Raw genomic sequence first — 19,096 nt, forward strand, 5'->3', positions numbered from 1 at the left:
GACCGACGTTTACTCGAGCCGACCCGTCCCCGCGACGCGTCGCCGCTCACGCTCGGCCGTGGTCTCGATCACCGTGCCCGCGACCCGCTCGTAGACCTCGAGCAACCGGTCCGCGGTTCGATCGATGCTGACCTCGCGGGCGGCCGCGCGACCGTTCGATCGCTCGTCGCGCTCGAGGACCGCGAGCAGCCCCTCGACGAGTTCCTCGTCGCTCGTCGCGACGACGGCGGGGTCGACGCCGGCAAGCCGTTCGGGAACGTCGCCGACGTCCGTGGCGACGACGGGGAGGTTGCAGGCCAGTGCCTCCTTGACGGAGTTGGGCGACCCCTCGCTATCGGAGGTCAAAAGCAGCGCGTCGGCGGCGTTCATGTAGTCCGCGACGGCGTCGTGGGCGACGCCGTGGACGGTCCGGAGCCGCACCGGCACCTCGCGGAGGTTGTCCACGACGGAGACGATCCGCTCGGCGCGCGGGTGGTTCTTGACCTCTCGGGCGGGAGGATACGGAAAGAGGACGTCGCGGCCTTCCTCGTCGTCCCAGCCGACACGCGCTTTCGCCCGGGCCCGCGGCTCGGGGCGGAACCGCTCGAGGTCGACCCCGTCGGGGATCACCGTACACTCCCGCCCGAGCGCCTCGCGCATGCGCTCGGACATGACGACGACTTCGTCGCAGAACGGCGCGGCCGCCTTGCTGATGGGGGCGACGGGGCCGTGGATGTCGGACCCCCACAGCGAGAGGACGACCGGCGTTCCGAGCCCCGCCAGCGCCAGCGGTGCCGTCAGCCCGTAGTGGGCGTGGATCAGGTCGTAGCCGGTCGCCGCCTCCCGAACGACCCGCGGGACGGTCCGGACGTAGTCGACGGGCCGCCGATCGGTGTCGGCGGCGACTTCCCCGGCCACCGACAGCGTCGAAAACGAGACGCCGCGTTCCTCGAGGGCGGCCTGTTGCTGAGTCATGAACGGGGCGTCGGCGTACGTCGTGAGCGTGAGGACCTCCATCTCGACTGCGGGGGACGACGGTCCGGTGTCGCTTCGTTATCCGTGGCCTCGAGGACGTTTTTGTTCACGTACAGCGGGACGTGACGATCGCCTCCCGACCGTTCGTCCCACGCCCGTCTGTAGTAATGCGATTACAAAGCCTCGAGGTGCCCTAGCCACCGGCGATGCGGATCCTCGTTCTGGCGAACACGCCGGCACACGTTCACCTGTATCGACACGCGGTCGACCGACTGGAGCGGGCGGGCCACGACGTCCTCGTCCTCACCCGGGAGTACGCCTGTACGACCGACCTACTCGAGTTCTTCGGGATGCCCTCTCGGGTCTACGGCGGCCACGAGACGGACGGCTATTCGCGGCTCGGGTTCGCCCGCGAACTTGGGGGGCAGTTCCTGACGATCGGAATCGAGGCGTTGCGATTCGATCCGGACGTGATCTTCGGCCGGGGACCCTACGCGGCTTACGCCGGCACGCTCTCGCGGTCGCCGGTCGTCCTCGTCCTCGACGACGAGCCCGGCGACTTCAACCACACCGTCTCCCGGCCCTTCGCCGACTGCATCATCTCGCCCGACGTGACCCGCCGCGACCTCGGCGACGCCCACTACACGTTCGACGGCTTCAAGGAGTGTGCCTATCTCCACCCCGAGGTGTTCGAGCCGACCGGCGACGTCCGGGCGTACCTCGACGTCGACCCCGACGAGCCCTACGTCATCGTCCGGTTCAACGCGCTCGACGCGCTCCACGACACCGACCTCGAGGGGTTCCGGCCCGAGCAGCGCCGGGACCTGATCGAGCGACTCGGCGAGGCGGCGACGGTCTTCGTCTCCGACGAAGGCGACGAACTGGACCTGCGGGACCTCCCGGCGCGACCGTACGATCTCCACCCCGCGCTGATCCACGACGCGATGGCCGAGGCCGAACTCCTGGTGGCCGATACCGGCACGATGGCCACCGAGGCCGCGCTGCTTGGCACCCCGTCGCTCCGGTACCGGGGCACCGACGACCACGAGTACGGCGAGTTCCGCGAACTCGAGCGAGCCGGGCTGGCCGAACAGTTCGACGCCTACGACGCGGTCCGGGACCGCTCGCTCGAGATCCTCGCCGACGACGGAGCGAGCGACCGCTGGGACCGTCGGCGGCGGGAGTACGTCGGCGACCTGGTGAACCTGACCGACCTGCTGGTCGCGGTCGCGGAAACCAGGGGCTCGATCGCCCGTCTCGACGGAGAGGCAAAGCGGGCGCTCCGCCCCCGATCGCGCTCCTCGTGAGATCTCGGTCGGTCATTCAGTACCGATACTGTCGTTCCGGCGGTCGCGAAACACTTATGACTCGCTCCGGAATAGGACCGATCACTACCCCGTTCTATGAGCCTCTCCTCCCTCCTCGGTGACCTGTTCTCCGACGCGGAGTCGGGGACGGACACCCCCGAAACCGCTACGGAGAACGGGGAGGACGGGTCGGTCACCGTCCTCCACGAGTGCCGAAACTGCGGGACCAACGTCTCCGCCGAGACGAGCCGTTGTCCCGCCTGCGAGAGCGACGAGATCGTCACCTACTCCATCGAGTGAGCCGGGAATCCGGGGCAGGCGACGACGTCTCTCGAGCCGTCGCTGTCGCTCTCGAGTCACTGTCGCCCCCCGTCCTCCCCCGGAGACGCGTCGCTACGGGTCCCGCCGTGCCGGCGTTCGATCCGCACGACGGACGCGTTCCGCGTCGACCCCGCGGTCTGCACACGGGCGCTCGAGGTCCTCGTTCGCCGCGGCGTCGAGCCGGATCGCGGAACCGAGCGAGACGAGTCCGAGCATGGTCGTGACGAACGACGCGACCCCGGCGGTGAACCCGTCCGCGCCGCGGGTCGCTCGCGCGGCGGCCCCGACGAGCCCGATCAGCCCGCCGGCCAGGCCCAGCGAGCCGACGGCGTAGTGGACGACGGCCGGGTTGAACGACCGGGCGACGTACTCGGTCTTCAGCCGCCAGCAGAAACTACGGAGCAACAGCAGGGAGACGAACCGGACGAACGGCACGTAGCGGATACTGCTCTCCTCGTCGCCGTAGACGGCGGTCATGGGGACGTCCGCGACCCGACGGTCGGCGACGTTGAGGTGGGTCAGTATGTGGTTGAGAAAGCCGTATCGGTCGGTGATCGCCTCGAGGTCGAGTTCTTCGATCGCCTCCCGCGAGATCGCGGTGTACCCGTTCTGCGGATCGCCGATCGACCAGTACCCCGACGCGAACTTCGAGAGGCCGGTGAGCACGGCGTTGCCGAACAGGCGGAACGTCGACATCTCCGCGCGGTCCGCGGGGCTGCGCAGCCGGTTGCCCTTCGCGTAGTCGGCCTCGCCCGTGGCGACCGGGTCGACGATCCGATCGAGGATCGCGGGATCCATCTGGCCGTCGCCGTTCATCACGGCGACGACGTCCATCCCGTCCTCGGCGGCTCGCCGGTAGCCGGTCTTGACGGCCGCGCCGTAGCCGCGGTTCTCTTCGTGGCGGATCGGGACGACCCGCCGATCGTCGCCCCCGTCGGCCACGGCGACGGCCGGATCGGCACCCTCGCTCGCCGCCCGCTCGTTGAGCCGTTCGGCGACCCGCCGAATCACGCTCCAACTCTCATCCGGCGAGGCGTCGTCGACGGCGTAGATCCGATCGACGAACTCGGGGACGGTCTCGATGACACGCCCGACGAACGCCGCCTCGTCGTAGGCCGTGACGACGACGCCGATCCGCTTGCCCTTATACATCGGTTCCCCCGTCGATCGTCGCCGGCGTCGTCCCGGCGTCGCCGCCGTCCGTTCCGTCGCCCTCACGATGCCGGCCTCGAGGCGGTCGCCCGTCGCCCGAGCCCGCGAGGTCGTACTCCCGATGGTGCGTCCCCGAGAGGTCGACCGCGTCCCGGCCGTCGACGACGACCATCGGCTCGAGGGCGTCCCACTCGATGCGATCGAACGCGGCGTGAGGCGTGACGACCACCGCGGCGTCGAACGCCTCGTCGCCCAACTCGTCGATGCCGACGGGACGCGCGCCGTAGTCGGTCGGATCGACGAGCGGGTCGACGCCGGCGACGTCGGCCCCGAACTCGGCCAGCGCGTCGATGACCCCCAGCGCGGGCGAGGCGCGGGTCTCCTCGACGCCGGGCCGATAGGTGATTCCGAGGACGACGACCGCGGCGTCCGCGAGGGCGGTGTCGTCGCGGGCGAGTTCCCGCTCGAGGCGCTCGACGACGGCCGCGGGCATCCCGTCGTTGACCCGGCGGGCCGTCTCCGTCACGGCCATGGGCTCCTCGGTTCGCCCGAGCAGGAAGTGCGGGTAGTAGGGGATGCAGTGGCCGCCGACGCCCGGACCGGGGTCGTGGAGCTGGCACATCGGCAGGTCGTTGGCGACGTCGATCGCCTCGCGTGCCGAGATCTCGAGTTCGTCCGCGAGTCGGCCGAGTTCGTTGGCCAGCCCGATGTTGACGTCGCGGTAGATTCCCTCGAAGACCTTGACCGCCTCCGCGGTCGTCGCGTCCGAGACGGGGTGGACCGCGTTCTCCGAGAGTTCGTCGTAGACGACGGCCGCGGCCCGCGTACTCTCGGAGTCCACCCCGCCGACGACCTTGGGGTACTGGCCGCGGATGTCCCGCAGGGCGGTCCCCGAGGACGTCCGTTCCGGACAGAACGCCAGTCCGAACTCGTCGGGCGCGAGCCCGCTCTCGCTCGCGAGGTGGGGCCGGAGGACGTCGCGGCAGGTCCCCGGCGGCAGCGTCGACTCGGCGATCACGAGGTCGCCGGGAGCTAACCCGGCCGCGATGTCGTCGGCCACCGACTCGACGGTCGTCAGATCCGGCTCGTTCTCCGCGTCCAGCAGCGTCGGCACGATAATTACGTGGATCCGCGCCGCCGCGGCAGCCGTCGGGCCGTCGGTCGTCGCCTCGAGCCGACCTGCTGCCACCTGCTTCGCGACCAGCTCGTCGAGTCCGGGTTCGCCGACGACGTGGCTCCCGCCGTCGGCGACGGTCTCGACCACGTCGGGATCGATATCGACACCGGTGACGTTGCCCGTGGTCTCGGCGTAGACCGCCGCCAGCGGCAGCCCCATCTTGCCGAGTCCGTAGACGGCGACCGGAATCTCGCCCGCCGCCAGGCGCTCGCGCTGGCGGTCCGGTAACAGGCGCGAGCCGTAGAGCCCCTCGACGGTCGTCCCGCCGCGCTCGCCGCGTTCGCCGCTCGAGTCCGCGTCCATCAGGCTTCCACCTCCCGGTCTCGAAGCCGTCCCTCGTCGGGCTCGTCGGACGGCCCCGTGGCGAGCCGGTCGATCAACTGGACCGTCTCGAGGGCCGCGATCCCGTCGTCGGCGGTGACTTCCGGCGCCGAGCCGGTCCGGACGGCCTCGAGGAACGACTCGAGTTCGTACCGGAGCGGCTCGCCGTTGTCGACGTGGGGTCGTTCGACGACGCTCTCGTGGCGGTAGCGGGGCTGGCCGTCGTCGGCGAGGTACTCGGGGTAGGAGTCGCGGTGGATCAACACCGACTGCTCGAGGTAGTCGACCTCGACGAGACACTCGCGGGCGGTGACGGTCAGTTTCCGCACTTTCTTCTGGGTGACGCGGCTCGCGGTCACGGTGGCGACGGCGTCGCCGTACTCGATCGTCGCAGTGGCGTACCGACCGTTCTCGACCCCCATCGCGGCGACCGATCGGGGCCGCTCACCCAGCAGCGCGCCGACGATGTCGACGTCGTGGACCATCAGATCGAAGACGACGTTGTCCGTCGCCGTCCGATCGATCGGCGGGCCGAGCCGTTCGGCCTCGACACTGATCACGTCCAGGTCGTCGATCAGGTCCCCGATCGTCCGCACGGCCGGGTTGAACCGCTCGATGTGGCCCACCTGGAGGACCCGCCCGGCCTCCCGGGCCTGCTCGGCGAGCCGCTGGCCCTGCTCGACGGTCTCGGCGATCGGCTTCTCGACGAGGACGTCGACCCCCGCCTCGAGACACGTCGAGACCGTCTCGTAATGCGCGCGGGTCGGCACCGCAACCGTCACGGCGTCACAGCGTTCGCAAAGCGTCTCGAGGTCGACCGCCTCCGTTCCGTACTCGGCAGCGACGCGGCGGGCGACCTCGTCGTCGTGATCGGCGACGCCGGCGAGTTCGACGCCCGGGAGTTCGCCGTAGACACGCGCGTGGTTCTCGCCCATGGATCCGACGCCGACGACACCGGCGCGGAGCTGTTCTTCGGTCGTCGCGTTCGCTCGATCGTGGGAATTCATTGGGTCGTGAAGTGATCGCGGACTGCTTCGACGACGAGCCGCCTGTCGCGTTCCGAGAGGGTCGGATGGACTGGCAGGGACAGCACCTCGTCGGCCGCCCGCTCGGCCGCCGGGAACGTCGCCGCGGCCGAACTCACCGTCTCGTAGGCCGGCTGCCGGTGGATCGGCGTCTCGTAGTAGATCCCCGTCCCGACGTCGCGTTCCTCGAGGGTCGCCGCGAGGGCGTCCCGATCGTCGGTCCGGATCGTGTACTGGTGGTAGACGTGCCGGTGGCCGGCCGGCTCCGTCGGCGTCTCGACCGGGAGGTCGGCCAGCGCCTCGTCGTAGACCGCGGCGGTCTCGCGACGCGTCCGATTGAGTTCGGCGAGCCGATCGAGCTGGACGCGGCCGATCGCCGCCTCGAGGCTGGTCATCCGGTAGTTGTGGCCCAGTTCGACGTGGTCGTAGCCGCCGGTTCCGTCGTCGGCTCGCCCGTGGTTGACGTAGCTGGCGGCCCGTTCGGCGACGTCGTCGCGGTCGGTGACGATCATCCCGCCCTCGGCGGTGGTCATGTTCTTCGTGGGGTAGAACGAGAAGCAGGCGGCGTCGCCGAAACCGCCGACGCGGGTGCCGTCGACGGCCGCACCGTGGGCCTGACAGGCGTCCTCGAGGACGAACAGGTCGTGGTCGTCGGCGATCGCACACAGGGCCGGCACGTCGGCGGGCAGCCCGTAGAGGTGGACCGGCAGGAGGCCGGCGACGTCGTCGCGCTCGCGGAGAACGCGCCGGACGTCGGCAGGGTCCAGCGTGTACGTCTCGGGGTCGATATCGGCGAAGACCGGCGTACCGCCGGCCAGTCGGATCGCGTTCGCGCTCGCGACGAAGGAAAACGGCGAGGTTATCACCGCATCGCCGTCTTCCAGGCCGATCGCCTCGAGGGCGGCGTGCAGCGCGGTCGTGCCGTTCGAGGTCGCGACTCCGGCGTCAGTTCCGCAGTAGGCGGCGAACTCCTCCTCGAAGGCCCTGACTTCCGGCCCGTCGGCGAGCCGGCCGTCATCGAGGTGCGACTCGACCCGCTCGACGGCCGCCTCGCTCAGTTCCGGATCGGCGATCGGGACGGGGTCGGCGTCGGCCTCGACCGTCGCCTCGCCCGACCCGGCCGTTTCCTCGATATCGGCGTCGAGCTCGGCGTTCGTTTCGGTATCGGTCATGCGAGCCGGTTCTCCCCCTCGAGCGGATCCGGTAGCGGTCGCATCGTCGCCGGCGATCCGACGGCCAGTCGCCCGGCCGGCACGTCCTCGGTGACGACGGCTCCGGCCGCAACGAAGGCGTTCTCGCCGATCGTCACGCCGGGCAGGACGGTCGCGTTCGCGCCGACCGACGCGCCGTCCTCGATCGTCGGCCCCTCGAGTCCGTCGTCGGTCCGGACCGGGTACTCGTCGTTCGTGAGGACGGCACCCGGCCCGACGAACACGTTGGAGCCGATCGTCGTCTCGGTCGGGACGTAGACGTTCGTCTGGAGGCTGACGTGGGAGCCGATCGTCGTCTCGCCGTCGATGACCGTCTTGGTCCCGACGAGGACGTCGTCGCCGATGGTCGTCCCTTCGCGGACCAGGACGTCGTGGCCCGTCGCGAACCCGTCGCCGATCCGGACGTCGCCGTAGACGATCGAGCCGGCCCTGATCGTCGCGCCGTCGCCGAGCCGGGTCGGCTCGTCGAACTCGCCGTAGCCGACCGTCGCGTCGTCGTCGATCGTACAGCCGTCGCCGCGGACGACCTCGCGTACCGTCTCGCTCATCGTCCACCTCGCGTTCGGCCGGGCGCGATCCGGCGCTCGCCCGGGCGAGCGCGGTCACGCGCGGTCCGCGTTCGCACCGCCGTTCGTCGTCGATCGTGTAGTCGTTCCATAGTGAATCGATACCCGCGTGGGCAGTCGTGCTGACACACCCGGTAACGAGGCTTTGTTATCCCCGACCTGAGCGGCCCGTAGCCGCGAACTACAGCGTCGCTGGCGGCCGCTTCCAGCGCTCGTCGGGGCTCCCCGTCGTGACCGTGATCGAGGGCTCGGACGCCGACGAATCGACGAAACGTCGGTATCAGCGTCTGTCACGGACGCTAACTGGTACAATTCGATTTCGGACGGGTAGCCCGGCGATAGTAAAGTGTCAATCGCTGTCACTCGAGTCCGTGAGCTATCCGAATACACCCGTCGGATCGGAACGGGACCCACTGGGACACAACGAGGGCACACATGTCTGAAAGCGACCTCACGCAGGCCGAACTGTTCGACGTCTTCAGCAACGCGCGCAGACGACACGCGGTCCAGTATCTCAAACGCACCGGCGGCACCTGTGATCTCGCACCGCTCGTCGAACAGGTCGCCGCCTGGGAGAACGACACCGACCCCGACGACGTCACCCGGACCCAGCGACGCCGGGTCTACATCTCGCTGTACCAGACCCACCTCCCCATGCTCGAGGACCACGGCATCGTCGACTGGGACCCCGACGGCCACCGGATCGAACTGCTGCCGAGCGAGGAGCGGTTCGATCCGTATCTGGATCGCCACCTCGAGGACCAGCGGCCGTGGCAGTACCTCTACGGGGGCGTGACGGTCGTCGGCGTAATCGCCGTCGTCCCGTCGATACTCGCCGTCGGTCCGTTGACGACGGCCGCCGCGCCGCTCGTGGCGTTGGGTCTCTGTCTCGTCGTTCTCGGGCTCGCGGCGGTTCAGCACGTGTCTCGTCGGTCCGATCTTCGCCGTTCGATCGGGCTCGCGGGCCGGTAGTTCGGCCGTCGTGTCTCCGGTCACCAGTTCGGACGCGATCGCTCCTCGACGGAGTAACTCGTCTCGGCTCCCGTCGCCACTGACACGATTCGACCACTGATCCGACGTCGTCGTGCGATCGGGTGGACAACGACTCGCAGTGGGTGCGATATCGCTCGGTGAGTCGTCCGTGCGAACGGTTTCTCCCGGTCGTAAGTAGTGGCGTCCCACCCGCGTCTTCTCGACCACGATCTCACGCGCCGTGACGGGGGCCCGAACGGGCTCGAGCGAGAGCCGAGTTACGGAGAATCGAGAACGAAGCCCCGTCCTTTAGGGCGGGGAGGATGTCAACCGTCGGTGACCGTCACCCAGAAGTGCGTACTCTCGGCCGCGTTTTCGTTCGTCGGGGTCGACGGCGGCTCGTCCTCGTAGAGCAACACGCTGATCCGAACCGTCTCGCCGGGATCGGCCGTCGGCGTGACCGATCGCTCGCCGTTTTCCGTCTCCCCCGCCGGGACGGTCGTCTCGGTCCGCTCCAGTTGCGTCCGCTCGACGACCGCGCCGTCCTCGAGGACCTGCTGCTGGACGACGGTCGTGTACGCCCGTTCCTCGCCCTCTCCGTTCTCGATCTCGACGACGGTCGGGATCGCCTCGCCCGCCTCGACCTCCTCGGGGAGCGCGCCGGCGACGACCTCGCCGTCCTCGTTCTCGCTGTACAGCGCGAGTTCGGTGAACCCGCCGCCCGAGACGGGAACGAGGACGCCGACGAGCAACGCGCCGACGGCCGTTCCGATCGCCACGACCAACACCACCGTCGACACCGTCGCCGCCCCTCGCCCGTTCCGCCGGAGCCGCTCGAGGCCGGCCAGCGGCGAGACGGTAAACCGCTGTGACGCCGGCGTTCGGAGCCGCCGGACCACGCCGAGCTGGGCCAGACAGACGGCGAGGCCGGCCAGCCCCGCCGACACGGAGGCCGTCGTCAGTCCCCACGACGTGATCGGCAACACCAGCACGACCAGCGGTGCGATCGTCAGCGACAGGACGAACGCCAGCCCGATCCGTTCCACGGCATCGATTCCGCGGGGGCGGGCGTCGGCGGCCGTCGCCGCCGTCTCACGGTCCTCGCGTTTGGCGGCCGGGAACAGCACCGCTCCCAGCCCGTAGCCCGGCAGAAACAGGGCGAGCGGCAGCGTCGCCAGCAGTCGAAGGACTTCGTTCCCGCTCTCGCCCGTCACGAGCAGGTACGCGACGACCGCGCCGACCGAGACGGCGGCGAGATCGAACGGGTAGCGGCGAACGATCCCGAACCGCGTCCAGGTACTCGTTCGATGACTCATCGGTCCACCGCCGTCGACGCGTTCGGTCTCCGTTCGGACGATCCGAATGCCATTCTCCTCCGATCGGTATACACTGCCGTTCTTCGTTATGGCCGTCTTATCGAACAAAACGTGTGTCGTACAACGCGCTCGAGGCCGCTACTGGCCACACTCGAGCGATCGACCTGTCGATGTACAGTCGGTGTCTGACACACGGCGATCGGCAATCGCGAACGACGGGCGACGACCGCGGGCCGACGATCGGGCTGGCGGCCGTTCAGAAATCGACGTACTGCGATTCCCACTCCCGACGCTCTTGGATCTGCTCTCGACCGGCATCGGTGATCGCGTAGTAGTTCGTTCGCCTGTCGAGTTGCCCCTTCTCGACTAACTCCTTGTTGACGAGCGTGTCCAGGTTCGGATACAGCCGCCCGTGATTGATCTCCGAACTGTAGTACTTCTCGACTTCGTCCTTGACGGTCTGGCCCGACGGACGGTCGGCACCTGCGATCACGTACAGCAGGTCGCGCTGGAAGCCGGTCAGATCGTGCATTGCTCAATCACACTGACCGTTCCAGTGAACGGATATTTGTTATCCGTATCATACAGTCATCGATCCCCGATTTTACGCCGTATTACTGGCAGAAACGACGTCCGATCCAGACTGTCACTCGTTTCCGATGGGTCGAACGCTCGAGCCCTCGCACCCACGCCCGCTCGAGTCTGACCTGTCGGTCTCGAACGCGTCACGTCGTCACTCTCGGTCCGACAGGTCCGGCTCGTTCGGCTCCGACACCGCGACCTCGATCCCGTCGGCGTCGATCCGAACCCGAAGGCTATCCACGGTCGCCTCGTAGGCGGTCGTGTGCGAGCCGTCGTCCTCGAACCGCACACACTCCGCGATGAGGTCGCTCTCGAGGAGGTTGTTGATCCGGCGATAGACGGTCGCCGACGAGCTGTCGGTCCGCTCGGTCAGTTCCTTGGCCGTCTTCGGTCCCTCGCTGGTCGCGACGAGGATCGTCCGGGCGCAGTCGTCCCCGAGGACGTCCAGCTGTGTCGCGGAGTTGGTCGTCGATTCCGATCGCGTGTCACTCGCGTGCGTTGACATAGTGGGAGTCACCGAATGGGATGTGTCTGGTCCGTTCGCTCTTCGTGAGAGGATGCGATTCGAGAGAGTTCATAGGGGGGCAGCCACTGTCTGGGGGTCCACCGATACATTCCGGCACGAGGATCGGTAAGCCATAGTGGTATTTTATAACGATGTACCTTATGCGCGTTTGGCACGTCCTTCGACAACGTAAGATCGTATTTCGGCCCGGAAACGACTGGTTTCGAGCGGCTCAATTTCTCGTTTGGAGACCGACACAGCGCCAAGACGACTGAATTCGGGTTGAGATCGATCGCTCGGATCGTTCCGGAACAGTGAATTAGAGCCGCTTCAGCCGTCGTATCGGGAAGCAATCGGCTATTTCCCGCGTTCGCGTTCCGAGACACCGGTGAACGGTCGGCGTCCTTTATTCTCGTTTGCTCCCCTCGATACGATGATGCCCGGACGGGTATCGCGGGATATCGGCGGCGTTGCCGTCGCCCTCCGTCACGGACCACACCTGGTTCCGCTCGACGGGACGGCTCCCGCGCCCGTTCGAGTACACCCCCACCACCCATGAACGCTCACAAACACGACTGGAAGCCCATGGAATCGTCGACAGCCGGCGCTCGCTGTCGAAACTGCGGGACACACGTCACACAGCAGTTCGCTCGCGTCTTCGGCGATAACGGCGACGTCGTCCACGGCTGTCCGTCCTGTACGACCTATCGCGAGATGCAGTCCGGCGGCCACCTCCCCGGTGACTGACCGCGGCCGGAGTCGAGCGACGACGCTGAACTCTCCGACTCGCCGGTACTCGGCCGCCGGTTCGACGTTCCATCGGTCGCTTCGCCGGCCGCCCCGATCGGTTCGCCGCGCCGGTTCGCAGTTCCGAGAGGCGTTTCACCCTTTTCAGAGACGGACCGCTGACCGACACACCGTCCGTCGCGGTCTCGCCGCTGTACCTGCTCCCTACCCCGGTTCCCGAACCTCGCCGGCTCGCGGCCCCGGCCGGCGACCCCCGTAACCTGCAAAAGTTAAAGTCACTGGTGGCGGAACTAGGGGGATATGGTCACTGGTGGTGGATCGCCCTTCGAGAATCGGCTCCCCTTCTCCCTGATCGATGTCAGTTCAAACGAACCGAGCTGACCCGTTGGCGGAGAGCGAAGTGTTTCACATCCTTGGCAACGACAGGCGACGAGCGATCGTCCAGTTGCTCGCCGAGGACGGCGGACAGATCGACGTCTCCGACGTTGCGAGCGAAATCGCCGCGACCGAATCCGACACGACCTCGGTCCCGAACAACCTCTACAAGAGCGTCTACGTCTCCCTCCAGCAGACCCATCTCCCCCAACTCGAGGAAGACGACGTGATCGAGTACGACTCCGACGCGAAGACGATCCAGCCCGGTCGGCACTTCGACGAGGTCCTGCAGTACGTCGACGGCCACGCCGACGACCACTCTCGAGTCCTGCAGTTACATCTCGGCTGCTGTTTCCTCGGACTCGTGATCATCGCGCTGGTCGGGCTCGGCCTCCCGGTGGTTTCGGCTCTCGATCCGGTCCTCTCGAGCGTGGCGGTGTTGCTCGTCGTCGGCGCGAGCAGCCTCTATCGATTGCTCGCCTGAGGACCACACCAGCGCGGCTCTCCGTGTCTAGCCGGTCCGGACTGGCTCCTCGTCGCTGTCGGCTCCTGAGACGACCCCGACGCTCCTGTCGCGTCCGATCACCGTCGAGGCCGATCGCCTTGACGGTCCGGTCGCTCGAGTCGTCGGTTCAAAATGAAAAAGCGCGCCGTCCGTTGGGATAGTCTCCTCAGGCGCCGACGAGTGCGGTTTCTTCGTCGGTGTCGTTGTCGAGACCGCTGTCCGCGGTTTCGTTGTCGTCGGTGTCGTTCTCGAGGCCGTCGTCGCCGTCCTCGAGTTCGGTGTCGTCAGTCTCGGTGTCGTCGGTCGCCTCGGTCAGCTCGAGGGTCGCGACTTCACCGGTCTGGTCGGCCAGGATCATGTGGATGTAGTCGCCGGCCGCGAGGTCGCTCGTGTCGACTTCGAACTCGACGTCGTCGCTCTCGCCGCCCTCGAGCGTGACGTTCTGCTCGTCGACGAGGTCACCGTCGAGACGGAACTGTGCCGTCTCGGTGCGTTCCTCGTCGCTCGGGTTCTCGATCGTCGCCGTCACGGTGATCGTGTCACCGACTTCGGCGCTCGCGGGCGCATCGAGGTTACTGACCTCGAAGGCCTCCGCCGGTTCCGTCTCGACCTGGTCGTCTTCAGTTTCGTTGTCCTCGGTTGGCTCTTCGTCATCGAGGCCGTCCTCGGTCTCGTTGTCCTCGGTCTCGTTGTCCTCGGTTGGCTCTTCGTCATCGAGGCCGTCCTCGGTCTCGTTGTCCTCGGTTGGCTCGTCCTCGATCGGCTCGAGGTCGTCTTCAGTTTCGTTGTCGTCGGTCGGCTCCTCTTCGACCGGTTCCTCTTCCTCAACCGGCTCTTCCTCGACGGGCTGCTCGTCCATGTCGCCGAGGTTGACGTACACGGTGGCCTCTTCGATGGTCACCTGAATCTGGTCACCGTCGTCCGCGACAGCGTCATCGGCACCGTCTGCAGCGTCGTCGGTGTCGGTTTCGGTGTCGTCAGTCCCGGTGTCGAGTTCATCTTCGGTTCCGTCATCGTCCGAAGGGGTTTCGGACGCGCTCTGGATCTCGATGTTCTCGACGTCGACGGTGATCGTCACCTGCTCGAAGGACATGTCACCGTGATCGAGCAGTCCGGCGGCGTCCGTCGTAGTCTCGTCATCGGTGTCCGACTCGGTTTCGTCGTCGACGGCTCCGTTATCGTCCTCCAGAGCGTCGTCGTCAGTGTCCGTCTCGTTTCCGTCGTCGGCCTGCTCGTCTTCGTGTTCGGCGTCCGTCTCGCCGTCCATCTCGAGACCGTCACCGTCCTCGCTGACGATGACGGTGAGCTGTTCGATCACGACGTTGATCGTTAGCCCGTCGTCCGTCTCCGGCTCGTCGACGACGGTTTCGTTGTCGTCTTCAACCGGTTCCTGGTCGACGATAGTTTCGTTGTCGTCGACGGTGTCGTTATCTTCTTCAACCGGTTCCTGGTCGACGATAGTTTCGTTGTCGTCGACGGTGTCGTTATCTTCTTCAACCGGTTCCTGGTCGACGATAGTTTCGTTGTCGTCGACGGTGTCGTTATCTTCTTCGACCGGTTCCTGGTCGACGACGGTGTCGTTGTCATCTTCGGCCGGTTCCTCCGCAACGGGTTCCTCGTCGGCCGCGACGACGGTGACCACCGCGTCGTCGGTCACCGGCTCGTCGTCGGCCGTGAGGTACGGCCCGTCGGCCGCGCCCTCACTCTCGACGAAATCGTACGCCTCGTTTGCGTTCGTATCCCGATGCGGCATCGCGATCAGCGTCTCGTCCTCCTCGAGCGGTTCGTCGAGGGTGACTTCGACCTGTTCGTGGGTCCCCGCCTCGAGATACTCGGAGGTTCCGATGACGCTCTCGACGACGTCACCGACCAAGAGGCTGCTGTTGTGGATCGTCACGAAGCCGCCGCTGGCGAGCGTGACGTTCTCGACCACGACCGTCTGCCCGTCGGTCTCTTGGTCTTCGAACGTCACGTACGCGGACTGCTGGCCGGCCGCGTCTTCCTCGAGATCAGTTTCGTCGTCCGCCGTCTCGTTCTCGTCGGCGGCTGTATCGTCTGTCGTTGTGTCGTCGCTCTCCGTCTCGTTCGCCGAGTCGTATTCGCCGTCGCTGGCAGTGTCACCCGAATCGACGGCCCCAGAGCCCGAAGCTGCTGTGACCATCGCCCCGCCGGAGCAAACTACCATCAGCGCGGTGAGTACGACTAGTACCTGTTTGCGTGCGTTCATGGTTGCCGTAATGGCATCCGTCCCGTCGTGACTTCGGCGGATAAACCGGCAGAACCATTACGCTGAGAAATCGGAAACTACGGCCCAACAGTGGCGGATTCAGTCTCTCGTTCTGATTCCGAAACCAACGATTGCTGATAGGAACGGTGGCCCCGTTAGTCGTCGCCGGCCTGTTCGGGCGATTTCGACGCGGTCGGCTCGTGTCCGGGAAGACAAACGAGATTCTCCCGACCGAGACGCAGTTTCGTGATCTGGCCGTCCTCCTCGAGGTCGGCGAGCAGCCGGCTGACCTTCGCCTTCGACCAGTCGACGGAGTCGACGATGTTCGATTGTTTCATCCGACCGCCGTTGTCCCGGAGCAGTTGCCGGACTCGCTCCCGGTCGGTGACGAACTCCTCCCGATCGGGTTCCGTCTCGTGACCGGTCCCGGGGCCCTCGTATCGGTTTCGAGCGACGAGCACGCCGCCGAGAAGCGCGAGCGCGACCATGCCGACGAGAGCCGCGAGATGTGCGCTTCCCTCTAGCTGGAGCGGCTCGGCGACTCCCGAGACCTCGGGTCGGAACCCGAACCCGACCGTCGTCGCGACCGCCCCGCCGGTCGACGGTCCGAACGCGTCGACGGTCGCGGACGCCCGTCGTCGGATAGTCATAACTCCGGAGGTGTTGTCTTTCGGTGGTTCATGTCCTGTACCCTCGTGACCGTCTCACAAATCATTTTTTATAACCCATATGCTGTTAGTCGCCGCGGTGTCTCTCACGCCGACCGAACGGTCCGCGCGTTCGATCGATCCGGACGGACGCGTCATCGTCGATCGACGCCTCTCGGCGGCGGAATCACGTCGGTCCTGTCGGTGCCGGATTTCGGTTGACACTCCCTAGTCATGATATGGCCACTCGTTGCTCGACGGGAGGAATAAACCGGCCCGGACGTTTCGATCGGTTAGCCCGGATTCGCTCCCGATTCAGACGGTAATCCGATACTGTCGTGACTCTCCGCGGAACCAACACAGGTGGTCGCCGCTCGAGGCCGACGAGACGACGCCGTGTCGGTCAGTTCGGACGGCCGCAGTCCCCCGTGGGTGTCCCGTCAGCAGGGTCGCGCGGAGCCAGCTGGCGGTCGCGGGTTCACTCTCCGGACAGTTCCACCGCCGTCTCGGGATCCCCGGGAGTCGGGACGCCTACATCGCGCTCGACCAGCGACCGGACTCCCGACTCGAGGCTCACCCGCGCCTCGAACCCGAGTTCGCGGGCGGTCTTCGTGGTATCGGCACCGCTGTGTCTGATGTCGCCGGGACGGGGCTCGCGGTGGACGATCGACGAGGACGATCCGGTGGCGTCCCGGACGGTCTCGGCGAGTTCTCGGATCGCCGTCCGCTCTCCCGTGCCGACGTTGTAGGCCTCGCCGACCGCGTCGGTCGTCGCCGCTCGCAGGTTCGCGCGGACGACGTCGCTGACGTGGACGAAATCGCGGCTCTGCTGGCCGTCGCCCTCGATCGTGATCGGCTCGTCGGCGCGGGCCTGCTCGAGGAACGTCGAGATGACGCCGCTGTAGGGACCCCGCTGGCGCGGCCCGTAGACGTTGAAGTACCGCAGGGCGACCGTCGGGAGATCGTACAGCTCCGCGTAGAGGCGGGCGTACTCGTCGAGGGCCAGTTTCTGCACGCCGTAGGGCGAGGTCGGGTTCGTCGGTGCCGCCTCCGAGACGGGCAGTTCCTCGGGGTGACCGTACACCGCGGCGCTCGAGGCGACGACGACCCGAGCGTCCTCCTGGCGGGCCTGCTCGAGGACGAGCAGCCCCGCCTCGAGGTTCGTCCGGTTGCTCTGTCGGGGCCGATCGACGCTCTGTGTGACGCTGACGACGGCGGCGTGATGGAAGATGACGTCGACGCCGCGAGCGGCTTCCTGCAGGGCGATCGGGTCCCCGATATCGCCTTCGATCACCGTCACGACGTCGGGGAGATGTGTCCGGTCGCCGGTCGAGAAGTTATCGAGGACCCTGACCTCGTTGTGCGGGGTCAAGGCGTCGACGAGGTGGCTCCCGATAAAGCCCGCCCCGCCGGTCACGAGTACCGTGCTGTCGCGGATCGCTGGGGAGTCCATCCCCTGAAGCGACCGGATCATCGCTGTTTAGTATCGCGCTCGTACCCCGCCGGGTCGGCGGTCGCTCGCCCGTAAGGCACTGCTTACGGGCCCGCTCGGTGGGTCCTGTCGACGATCGTCTCGCCCCAGCACAGGCGACGCCGGGAGGCCGAACGGGCGCTCGAGGAACCGCCGGCCGACACTCGGCGCGAAAACCGCTAACTCGCCGGTTCGGCCGCACCGACTCGACGACCCGTTTGGGGAAGCTATATGCGCCGCCCTCGGCAACCCCACGGCAATGACCGTCGATCTCGTCGTGCGCAACTGTACCGTCGTCACGCCCGCGGGGCGGACGCCCGACGCGGGCGTCGCCGTCGAGGACGGGGAGATCGTCGCCGTCGGGCGAAGCGATCGGCTTCCCGACGCCGACCGCGCCCTCGACGCCGAGGGCAACGTCCTCGTGCCGGGCATCGTCGACGGCCACATCCACAACCGCGAGCCCGGCCTCGAGTACAAGGAAGACTGGGAGTCCGCGACCCGGGCCGCGGCCGCCGGCGGCGTGACGACCGTCGTCGGCATGCCCAACACGGACCCGGTCATCGACCGGCCCGACCACCTCGAACTGAAGTTCGAGCGCGGCGAGGCCTCTGCCCACGTCGACTTCCAGAGCTACGCCGTCGTCACGAGCGAGAACCTCGATCTCATCCCGGCAATCGACGAGGCCGGCGCGCTCGGATTCAAGATCTTCCTCGGCTCGACGGTCGGCGACGTCCCACCGCCGAACGACGGCGAGATCATAGAGGCCATGGAGAAGATTCGCGAGACCGATAAGCGACTGGGCTTCCACGAGGAGAACGGCGAGATCATCGACCATTACACCGAGAAGTTCCGGGCCGAGGGCCGCAACGAGCCGATCGATCACTCCCACTCCCGGCCCGTGATCGCCGAGCAGGAAGCCGTCGAACGAATGCTCACCTTCGCCGAGGAGACCGGCGCGAAGATCCACATGTTCCACGTCTCCTCCGGTTCGGCCGCCGAGGCCGTCGCCCGCGGCAAAGAGCGCGGCGTCGACGTCACCGCCGAGACCACGCCCCACTACCTCTGGTTCTCCGAGGAGGTCATGCGCGAGAAAGGGAACCCGGCCCGCATCCAGCCGCCGATCCGGAACGCCGAGGAACGCGCGAAACTCTGGGAGGTCGGCATCGACGACGGCGCGATCGACTCCATCGCCACCGACCACGCGCCACATACCCCCGAGGAGAAGAAAGTCGACGACCCGTTCGGGAACACCTGGGAGGCCATCTCCGGCTTCGTCGGCCTCGAGACCGAAGTCCCGGTCATGCTGACGTTCGTCGATCAGGGGCGACTCACGATGGAGGAGTGGGTCCGCCGGCACTCGACGCGACCGGCCCGGATCTGGGGCATGTACCCCCAGAAGGGGTCGCTACAGGTCGGCACCGACGCCGACTTCACGATCGTCGATCCCGACCGGGAGTGGACGCTCGAGGACGCCGACGAACTCCATTCGAAGAACTGCGTCACGCCGTTTATTGGCGAGTCTTTCACGGGGAAAGCGGTCGCGACGGTCGTCCGCGGCGAGATCGTCGCCGAGGACGGCGACGTCGTCGGCGAGTCGGGGTACGGAACGCGCGTCGACGTCGACACCTGATCGGTTCGGCCCGCTGGCACCATTCTTTCGACGGTCGTCGAACCGAAACATGTCGTTTCACGTGAGAATTCTCAGCGACTGAAAG

The 19,096-nt window shown here is 67.1% G+C and carries 18 protein-coding genes; 6 read left to right on the top strand and 12 right to left on the bottom strand.

Annotation, left to right across the window (positions count from 1 at the left end; all coding sequences use genetic code 11):
- Positions 1–9: 9 nt before the first annotated feature.
- Positions 10–996 (bottom strand): glycosyltransferase, encoded by a 987-nt coding sequence (locus tag A6E15_RS05390; protein ID WP_076144473.1) that lies wholly within the window; start codon positions 994–996, stop codon positions 10–12.
- Positions 997–1,160: 164 nt separating this feature from the next.
- Here A6E15_RS05390 and A6E15_RS05395 point away from each other — a divergent pair, with 164 nt between their 5' ends.
- On the top strand, positions 1,161–2,261 hold the full coding sequence (locus A6E15_RS05395) for a DUF354 domain-containing protein (RefSeq protein WP_076144475.1): 1,101 nt from the start codon (positions 1,161–1,163) through the stop codon (positions 2,259–2,261).
- A 96-nt stretch (positions 2,262–2,357) separates the two neighbouring features.
- Complete coding sequence (locus tag A6E15_RS05400; RefSeq protein ID WP_076144477.1) at positions 2,358–2,561, top strand: hypothetical protein; 204 nt, start codon at positions 2,358–2,360, stop codon at positions 2,559–2,561.
- A 93-nt stretch (positions 2,562–2,654) separates the two neighbouring features.
- On the opposite strand, the gene A6E15_RS05405 is transcribed toward A6E15_RS05400, so the two are convergent.
- Genes A6E15_RS05405 through A6E15_RS05425 form a run of 5 tightly spaced genes read right to left on the bottom strand, consistent with a single transcriptional unit; the run spans position 2,655 to position 8,016 of the window.
- On the bottom strand, positions 2,655–3,734 hold the full coding sequence (locus A6E15_RS05405; protein WP_076144480.1) for a glycosyltransferase family 2 protein: 1,080 nt from the start codon (positions 3,732–3,734) through the stop codon (positions 2,655–2,657).
- Positions 3,727–5,214: a nucleotide sugar dehydrogenase gene (locus A6E15_RS05410; protein ID WP_076144482.1), complete on the bottom strand. Its 1,488-nt coding sequence runs from the start codon at positions 5,212–5,214 to the stop codon at positions 3,727–3,729. Before A6E15_RS05410 ends, A6E15_RS05405 begins: the two co-directional genes overlap by 8 nt.
- Positions 5,214–6,239 carry a Gfo/Idh/MocA family protein gene (locus tag A6E15_RS05415; RefSeq protein WP_076144484.1) on the bottom strand — a complete coding sequence of 342 codons (1,026 nt, stop codon included), beginning with the start codon at positions 6,237–6,239 and terminating at the stop codon, positions 5,214–5,216. Before A6E15_RS05415 ends, A6E15_RS05410 begins: the two co-directional genes overlap by 1 nt.
- Positions 6,236–7,429, bottom strand: a complete 1,194-nt coding sequence (locus A6E15_RS05420; RefSeq protein ID WP_076144487.1) for a DegT/DnrJ/EryC1/StrS family aminotransferase — start codon at positions 7,427–7,429, stop codon at positions 6,236–6,238. The genes A6E15_RS05415 and A6E15_RS05420 overlap by 4 nt, the downstream gene beginning before the upstream one ends.
- Positions 7,426–8,016 (bottom strand): acyltransferase, encoded by a 591-nt coding sequence (locus tag A6E15_RS05425; RefSeq protein WP_076144490.1) that lies wholly within the window; start codon positions 8,014–8,016, stop codon positions 7,426–7,428. Before A6E15_RS05425 ends, A6E15_RS05420 begins: the two co-directional genes overlap by 4 nt.
- A 453-nt stretch (positions 8,017–8,469) precedes the next feature.
- Between A6E15_RS05425 and A6E15_RS05430 the strand changes: the two genes are divergently transcribed.
- Positions 8,470–9,006 (top strand): DUF7344 domain-containing protein, encoded by a 537-nt coding sequence (locus A6E15_RS05430; RefSeq protein ID WP_076144492.1) that lies wholly within the window; start codon positions 8,470–8,472, stop codon positions 9,004–9,006.
- A gap of 326 nt (positions 9,007–9,332) precedes the next feature.
- Here A6E15_RS05430 and A6E15_RS05435 read toward each other — a convergent pair whose 3' ends face one another.
- The 3 genes from A6E15_RS05435 to A6E15_RS05445 all read right to left on the bottom strand — a co-directional run bounded on the left by A6E15_RS05435 (position 9,333) and on the right by A6E15_RS05445 (position 11,409).
- Positions 9,333–10,322, bottom strand: a complete 990-nt coding sequence (locus tag A6E15_RS05435) for a DUF1616 domain-containing protein (RefSeq protein ID WP_076148195.1) — start codon at positions 10,320–10,322, stop codon at positions 9,333–9,335.
- Positions 10,323–10,578: 256 nt separating this feature from the next.
- Positions 10,579–10,854 carry a PadR family transcriptional regulator gene (locus A6E15_RS05440; protein WP_006179577.1) on the bottom strand — a complete coding sequence of 92 codons (276 nt, stop codon included), beginning with the start codon at positions 10,852–10,854 and terminating at the stop codon, positions 10,579–10,581.
- A 201-nt stretch (positions 10,855–11,055) separates the two neighbouring features.
- Positions 11,056–11,409, bottom strand: coding sequence for a winged helix-turn-helix domain-containing protein (locus tag A6E15_RS05445; RefSeq protein ID WP_076144495.1), 354 nt, complete (start codon positions 11,407–11,409; stop codon positions 11,056–11,058).
- 585 nt (positions 11,410–11,994) lie between these two features.
- Here A6E15_RS05445 and A6E15_RS20810 point away from each other — a divergent pair.
- Both A6E15_RS20810 and A6E15_RS05455 read left to right on the top strand, forming a co-directional pair.
- Positions 11,995–12,156 (top strand): DUF7563 family protein, encoded by a 162-nt coding sequence (locus tag A6E15_RS20810; protein WP_162834899.1) that lies wholly within the window; start codon positions 11,995–11,997, stop codon positions 12,154–12,156.
- Positions 12,157–12,511: 355 nt separating this feature from the next.
- Positions 12,512–13,015, top strand: coding sequence for a DUF7344 domain-containing protein (locus tag A6E15_RS05455; protein ID WP_076144498.1), 504 nt, complete (start codon positions 12,512–12,514; stop codon positions 13,013–13,015).
- A 187-nt stretch (positions 13,016–13,202) separates the two neighbouring features.
- Here the strand turns inward: A6E15_RS05455 and A6E15_RS05460 are convergent, their stop codons facing one another.
- The 3 genes from A6E15_RS05460 to A6E15_RS05470 all read right to left on the bottom strand — a co-directional run bounded on the left by A6E15_RS05460 (position 13,203) and on the right by A6E15_RS05470 (position 17,363).
- Positions 13,203–15,263: a DUF7282 domain-containing protein gene (locus A6E15_RS05460; protein WP_076144500.1), complete on the bottom strand. Its 2,061-nt coding sequence runs from the start codon at positions 15,261–15,263 to the stop codon at positions 13,203–13,205.
- 155 nt (positions 15,264–15,418) lie between these two features.
- The gene (locus A6E15_RS05465; RefSeq protein WP_076144503.1) at positions 15,419–15,913 is read right to left on the bottom strand and encodes a helix-turn-helix transcriptional regulator; all 495 of its coding nucleotides are present in this window, start codon (positions 15,911–15,913) and stop codon (positions 15,419–15,421) included.
- 475 nt (positions 15,914–16,388) lie between these two features.
- Complete coding sequence (locus A6E15_RS05470; protein ID WP_076148196.1) at positions 16,389–17,363, bottom strand: NAD-dependent epimerase/dehydratase family protein; 975 nt, start codon at positions 17,361–17,363, stop codon at positions 16,389–16,391.
- A gap of 277 nt (positions 17,364–17,640) precedes the next feature.
- On the opposite strand from A6E15_RS05470, the gene A6E15_RS05475 reads away from it, so the two are divergent.
- A complete protein-coding gene (locus A6E15_RS05475) occupies positions 17,641–19,011 on the top strand; it encodes a dihydroorotase (RefSeq protein ID WP_076144506.1) in 1,371 nt (456 codons plus the stop codon).
- Positions 19,012–19,096: the final 85 nt, after the last annotated feature.

The sequence above is a fragment of the Natrinema saccharevitans genome, from assembly GCF_001953745.1.
GTDB lineage: Archaea > Halobacteriota > Halobacteria > Halobacteriales > Natrialbaceae > Natrinema > Natrinema saccharevitans.

What these genes read in the sequence shown, in the direction of transcription:
- A6E15_RS05390 (WP_076144473.1), bottom strand. Translation starts at nt 996, where the DNA reads ATGGAGGTCCTCACGCTCACGACGTACGCCGACGCCCCGTTCATGACT.
- A6E15_RS05395 (WP_076144475.1), top strand. Translation starts at nt 1,161, where the DNA reads ATGCGGATCCTCGTTCTGGCGAACACGCCGGCACACGTTCACCTGTAT.
- A6E15_RS05400 (WP_076144477.1), top strand. Translation starts at nt 2,358, where the DNA reads ATGAGCCTCTCCTCCCTCCTCGGTGACCTGTTCTCCGACGCGGAGTCG.
- A6E15_RS05405 (WP_076144480.1), bottom strand. Translation starts at nt 3,734, where the DNA reads ATGTATAAGGGCAAGCGGATCGGCGTCGTCGTCACGGCCTACGACGAG.
- A6E15_RS05410 (WP_076144482.1), bottom strand. Translation starts at nt 5,214, where the DNA reads ATGGACGCGGACTCGAGCGGCGAACGCGGCGAGCGCGGCGGGACGACC.
- A6E15_RS05415 (WP_076144484.1), bottom strand. Translation starts at nt 6,239, where the DNA reads ATGAATTCCCACGATCGAGCGAACGCGACGACCGAAGAACAGCTCCGC.
- A6E15_RS05420 (WP_076144487.1), bottom strand. Translation starts at nt 7,429, where the DNA reads ATGACCGATACCGAAACGAACGCCGAGCTCGACGCCGATATCGAGGAA.
- A6E15_RS05425 (WP_076144490.1), bottom strand. Translation starts at nt 8,016, where the DNA reads ATGAGCGAGACGGTACGCGAGGTCGTCCGCGGCGACGGCTGTACGATC.
- A6E15_RS05430 (WP_076144492.1), top strand. Translation starts at nt 8,470, where the DNA reads ATGTCTGAAAGCGACCTCACGCAGGCCGAACTGTTCGACGTCTTCAGC.
- A6E15_RS05435 (WP_076148195.1), bottom strand. Translation starts at nt 10,322, where the DNA reads ATGAGTCATCGAACGAGTACCTGGACGCGGTTCGGGATCGTTCGCCGC.
- A6E15_RS05440 (WP_006179577.1), bottom strand. Translation starts at nt 10,854, where the DNA reads ATGCACGATCTGACCGGCTTCCAGCGCGACCTGCTGTACGTGATCGCA.
- A6E15_RS05445 (WP_076144495.1), bottom strand. Translation starts at nt 11,409, where the DNA reads ATGTCAACGCACGCGAGTGACACGCGATCGGAATCGACGACCAACTCC.
- A6E15_RS20810 (WP_162834899.1), top strand. Translation starts at nt 11,995, where the DNA reads ATGGAATCGTCGACAGCCGGCGCTCGCTGTCGAAACTGCGGGACACAC.
- A6E15_RS05455 (WP_076144498.1), top strand. Translation starts at nt 12,512, where the DNA reads ATGTCAGTTCAAACGAACCGAGCTGACCCGTTGGCGGAGAGCGAAGTG.
- A6E15_RS05460 (WP_076144500.1), bottom strand. Translation starts at nt 15,263, where the DNA reads ATGAACGCACGCAAACAGGTACTAGTCGTACTCACCGCGCTGATGGTA.
- A6E15_RS05465 (WP_076144503.1), bottom strand. Translation starts at nt 15,913, where the DNA reads ATGACTATCCGACGACGGGCGTCCGCGACCGTCGACGCGTTCGGACCG.
- A6E15_RS05470 (WP_076148196.1), bottom strand. Translation starts at nt 17,363, where the DNA reads ATGGACTCCCCAGCGATCCGCGACAGCACGGTACTCGTGACCGGCGGG.
- A6E15_RS05475 (WP_076144506.1), top strand. Translation starts at nt 17,641, where the DNA reads ATGACCGTCGATCTCGTCGTGCGCAACTGTACCGTCGTCACGCCCGCG.